At 37.6% G+C, this 3,238-nt stretch carries 6 protein-coding genes and 1 pseudogene; 3 read left to right on the top strand and 4 right to left on the bottom strand.

Annotation, left to right across the window (positions count from 1 at the left end; all coding sequences use genetic code 11):
• Nucleotides 1-165 precede the first annotated feature (165 nt).
• The 4 genes from Xmir_RS27750 to Xmir_RS21925 form a co-directional block, all read right to left on the bottom strand.
• The gene (locus tag Xmir_RS27750; RefSeq protein ID WP_208620480.1) at nucleotides 166-642 is read right to left on the bottom strand and encodes a hypothetical protein; all 477 of its coding nucleotides are present in this window, start codon (nucleotides 640-642) and stop codon (nucleotides 166-168) included.
• On the bottom strand, nucleotides 632-970 hold the full coding sequence (locus tag Xmir_RS21935) for a hypothetical protein (protein WP_099116089.1): 339 nt from the start codon (nucleotides 968-970) through the stop codon (nucleotides 632-634). The genes Xmir_RS27750 and Xmir_RS21935 overlap by 11 nt, the downstream gene beginning before the upstream one ends.
• A 57-nt stretch (nucleotides 971-1,027) precedes the next feature.
• On the bottom strand, nucleotides 1,028-1,402 hold the full coding sequence (locus tag Xmir_RS21930; RefSeq protein WP_244171022.1) for a hypothetical protein: 375 nt from the start codon (nucleotides 1,400-1,402) through the stop codon (nucleotides 1,028-1,030).
• 81 nt (nucleotides 1,403-1,483) lie between these two features.
• Complete coding sequence (locus Xmir_RS21925; RefSeq protein ID WP_099116088.1) at nucleotides 1,484-1,930, bottom strand: hypothetical protein; 447 nt, start codon at nucleotides 1,928-1,930, stop codon at nucleotides 1,484-1,486.
• A gap of 434 nt (nucleotides 1,931-2,364) precedes the next feature.
• Between Xmir_RS21925 and Xmir_RS29725 the strand changes: the two are divergent.
• The 3 genes and pseudogenes from Xmir_RS29725 to Xmir_RS21915 all read left to right on the top strand — a co-directional run.
• A pseudogene (locus tag Xmir_RS29725) lies at nucleotides 2,365-2,472 on the top strand (PFGI-1 class ICE element type IV pilus protein PilL2); the annotation flags it as partial.
• Nucleotides 2,473-2,624: 152 nt separating this feature from the next.
• Entirely contained in the window at nucleotides 2,625-2,870 is a 246-nt protein-coding gene (locus tag Xmir_RS21920; RefSeq protein ID WP_099116090.1) for a type II toxin-antitoxin system ParD family antitoxin, read from the top strand.
• Entirely contained in the window at nucleotides 2,867-3,154 is a 288-nt protein-coding gene (locus Xmir_RS21915) for a helix-turn-helix domain-containing protein (protein WP_099116087.1), read from the top strand. Before Xmir_RS21920 ends, Xmir_RS21915 begins: the two co-directional genes overlap by 4 nt.
• Nucleotides 3,155-3,238: the final 84 nt, after the last annotated feature.

The raw sequence follows: 3,238 nt of genomic DNA, 5'->3' as shown, positions 1-3,238 counted from the left end.
AAGAGCCTGCAATTGTTTCGCGTTCATAAATCAACCTTATTTTGATAGTAAATTAAACATATCAAGATAAGGCAAATACACAATTTAATTTACAGGCTCAGTTAGTACAAATTATAAAATCCCGCAACTAGTGCGGGAATTTTAGTTTTTATTCATATTCATAAATTAAAAATATCCATCCTTACCCTTGTGTCCATCATGCCCACCTTTTCCACCTTTTCCACCTTCTCCTCCTTTACCACCTTTGCCGGCGTCCCCACCATTGCCTCCATTTCCAGAGCCACTCCCATTACCCCCTTTACCACCATTTCCCCCTTTAGAACCACCATGTCCTCCATTACCACCATTCCCATTACTTCCGGTTCCTTTCCCACCATTGCCTCCATGACCAGTGCCATCCCCACTACCGCCATGCCCCCCATTACCACCACCTTTCCCTCCATTTCCACCATTACCACCATTCCCGTTACTTCCTTTACCAGCGTTTCCTCCATTGCCTCCATTTTTATTGCCACCATTTTTATGGCTTACTGCATAGGCTGTTGTTGGAAATATAATTGAAGAAGTGTAAATAAATATAGATGTTGCTAGAATAAATAAAGATAATGTAGTTGATAATAATGGTTTACTTTTATTGATCATGCGTTGTTTCCTCCATTACCGCCATCGCCACCTTTGCCTCCAGAAGAATTATTACCATTTCCTCCTTTGCCTCCATTACTACCATTACCACCTGATGCGTGAGAATCTCCGCCAGTATCCCCCCCTTTTCCACCGTCACCACCATGAGAATTATGACCTGCCCCCCCATTACCCCCATTGCCTCCATTACCTCCAAGTTCGCCTTTTCCTCCGTTCCCGCCATTTCCACCATTACCTCCGGAGCCTCCATTACCCCCATTGCCTCCATTACCCCCATCTGAAATAAGAACATAGTCACTAATATGGAAAGATGGAATGTTTGAAGCATGCAATGTTTCTGAAATCAGTAATGATATTAGAATGAAAAATAGTGATTTTAAGTTATTCATCCATTACCACCTCTGCCGCCATTACCACCATTGGCATCACCATCGCCACCATCGCCACCATCGCCACCGTTACCACCTGCACCATTCGGTGCACCGTTACCGCCATCACCACCATTACCATTAGGCGCACCTTTACCACCGTTACCACCTGATTGTCCGGGTGATTTTCCATCCCCACCTCTACCTCCATTTTCACAATTACTATTAGGTATCCCGTTTTTACCATTTTGACCGGGCTTTCCATCTAATTGTTTGCAATCAATAATCACTTTCTTCAAAGTATGGTTGTTTTCAGATTTAGCATGTGATGCTAAAATAGGAAGACTTAGTATAGATGTAGCTATGATTATTATGCTTAGTTTCATTTTCATTTCTCTCTAGAATATAAAATTTATTTGCAAAGAGTAAAATAACGCAACTTATCCAACTGGATAATTAAATTGCGCTTTTATTTATTTAGGCTTTCCGCTTCCTTTGCCGCCGCCTTTAGCGCCACTTCCTTTACCACCACTTCCTTTACCACCGCCTTTACCACTGTCATGGCCTCCATTCCCACTTCCATTTCCATTCCCAGTACCATTTCCACTGCTTCCATTGCCATTTCCGTTGTTTCCACCGTCACCACCTTTACCTCCATCACCACCAGGAGAATTATTACCACTTCCACCGTCACCTCCTGGTGATCCATTACCTCCATTAGCATCACCTCCATTAGCATCACCTCCATTAGCATAACCAATGAGTACATAAGGCAATGTTGTATTTTCTTGTTGTATTAATAATGTTTTTATGGGTTGTTTATAAGATGTTTCAATTACATTTTCGGCTGATATTGCTGGAGTTAATTTCAGTATTGACACTGCTATAATAATTCCAGAGCTAAGGTGTTTTAATTTCATAATGCCTACCTTATATAAGCATAATTAATCATTCCTCTTCTTTGAAGGTCTTTTGAAAATAAAATGGTACGACGACCAATTATATTTCAATGGTTAATTTTATATGTTTTTTCTATTTTATTTTAAACTTTACCTAAACAAATTTTAAAAAAAATTCATTCATAAGATTAATTAATTTAGATGCAAAAATAATTTTTACATCTTGTTGTTATTTATTATTTTTTGTTTTTTTTGTTTTTTTTGTTTTTTTTGTTTTTTTTCAAATAAGATTTATTTATTGAAATTTTTTTATTTACAATCAAAGTATAGGGAATAATACCTACATGGAATAAAAATATGAAAATGAATAAGTTAGTTATTATTTTATTAAGTTCAATTGCACTAATTGCTTATGTTAAGAATCAAACATCACTACCTGCTGAAAATATCGTGCTGTAGTTCGTTATGACCGTTATTTATTAATTGATATTTTTCCAGAAATAGCTCAGTGTTACCCATTGGAGCAAATTATTAATTTAAAAGTGCCGACTTCGCTAAAACCAATATTTGAGATCCGATTGTCAGTTGTCCTCGGTTAAGAAACGAGTTTCAGTAGCTTTATCTTTACCGCCCGTTCCAGATAGGAGTTCTCCTTGATCTGTAGGAATATGTTTTATATTATTGAATGTTAATCAATGATATAATTGAGTGCATTATGACAACTCGTACAATGACAGTTGATACTGGTGAAGAATTACGTAGTTTCGTAGAAAGTCTAGTTGAATCTGGCTATTACAAAACGAATAGTGAAATGGTTCGTGAAGGATTGTGTTTGTTACAGGAAAAGCAAGCTGAATCAAAATTGGAAGTGCTTCGCCAATTAATAGATGAAAACGATAGCAGCAGTGAGGCTGTTTCTTGGGATCTTAATACCTTCCTTACCCGTGTGAAAAGTAAATGAGCAGAGTTAAAATCGTCTCTGAAGTCCCTAATCCAAAAACAATCGAGCTGTTGCGAAAAAAAATGAGCCTCACTCAGACTGAATTGGGCGAAATTATGGGGCTGACATTACGGGCATGGCAGAAGAAAGAGGCCGCAGGTAAAAATGTACATCACATGAATGCCACTAAACTGGTACCCGGTGAGTACAACTTTTTGTTATTGATGGCCGATTTACATCCCTATTATCAGTTAACAGCGCCTTTTGATGCCAAAAAAATGGTAATGGGAGAGCCTGTAAATTAAATTGTGTATTTGCCTTAACTTGATATGTTTAATTTATTATCAAAATAAGGTTGATTTATGAACGAAAAACAATTACAGGCTCTG

The sequence above is a fragment of the Xenorhabdus miraniensis genome (assembly GCF_002632615.1).
This window is presented reverse-complemented; position numbering and strand designations above follow the sequence as displayed.

Coding starts and splice junctions, on each gene's coding strand:
- Xmir_RS27750 (WP_208620480.1), bottom strand. CDS start 642: ATGATCAATAAAAGTAAACCATTATTATCAACTACATTATCTTTATTT.
- Xmir_RS21935 (WP_099116089.1), bottom strand. CDS start 970: ATGCTTCAAACATTCCATCTTTCCATATTAGTGACTATGTTCTTATTT.
- Xmir_RS21930 (WP_244171022.1), bottom strand. CDS start 1,402: ATGAAAATGAAACTAAGCATAATAATCATAGCTACATCTATACTAAGT.
- Xmir_RS21925 (WP_099116088.1), bottom strand. CDS start 1,930: ATGAAATTAAAACACCTTAGCTCTGGAATTATTATAGCAGTGTCAATA.
- Xmir_RS21920 (WP_099116090.1), top strand. CDS start 2,625: ATGACAACTCGTACAATGACAGTTGATACTGGTGAAGAATTACGTAGT.
- Xmir_RS21915 (WP_099116087.1), top strand. CDS start 2,867: ATGAGCAGAGTTAAAATCGTCTCTGAAGTCCCTAATCCAAAAACAATC.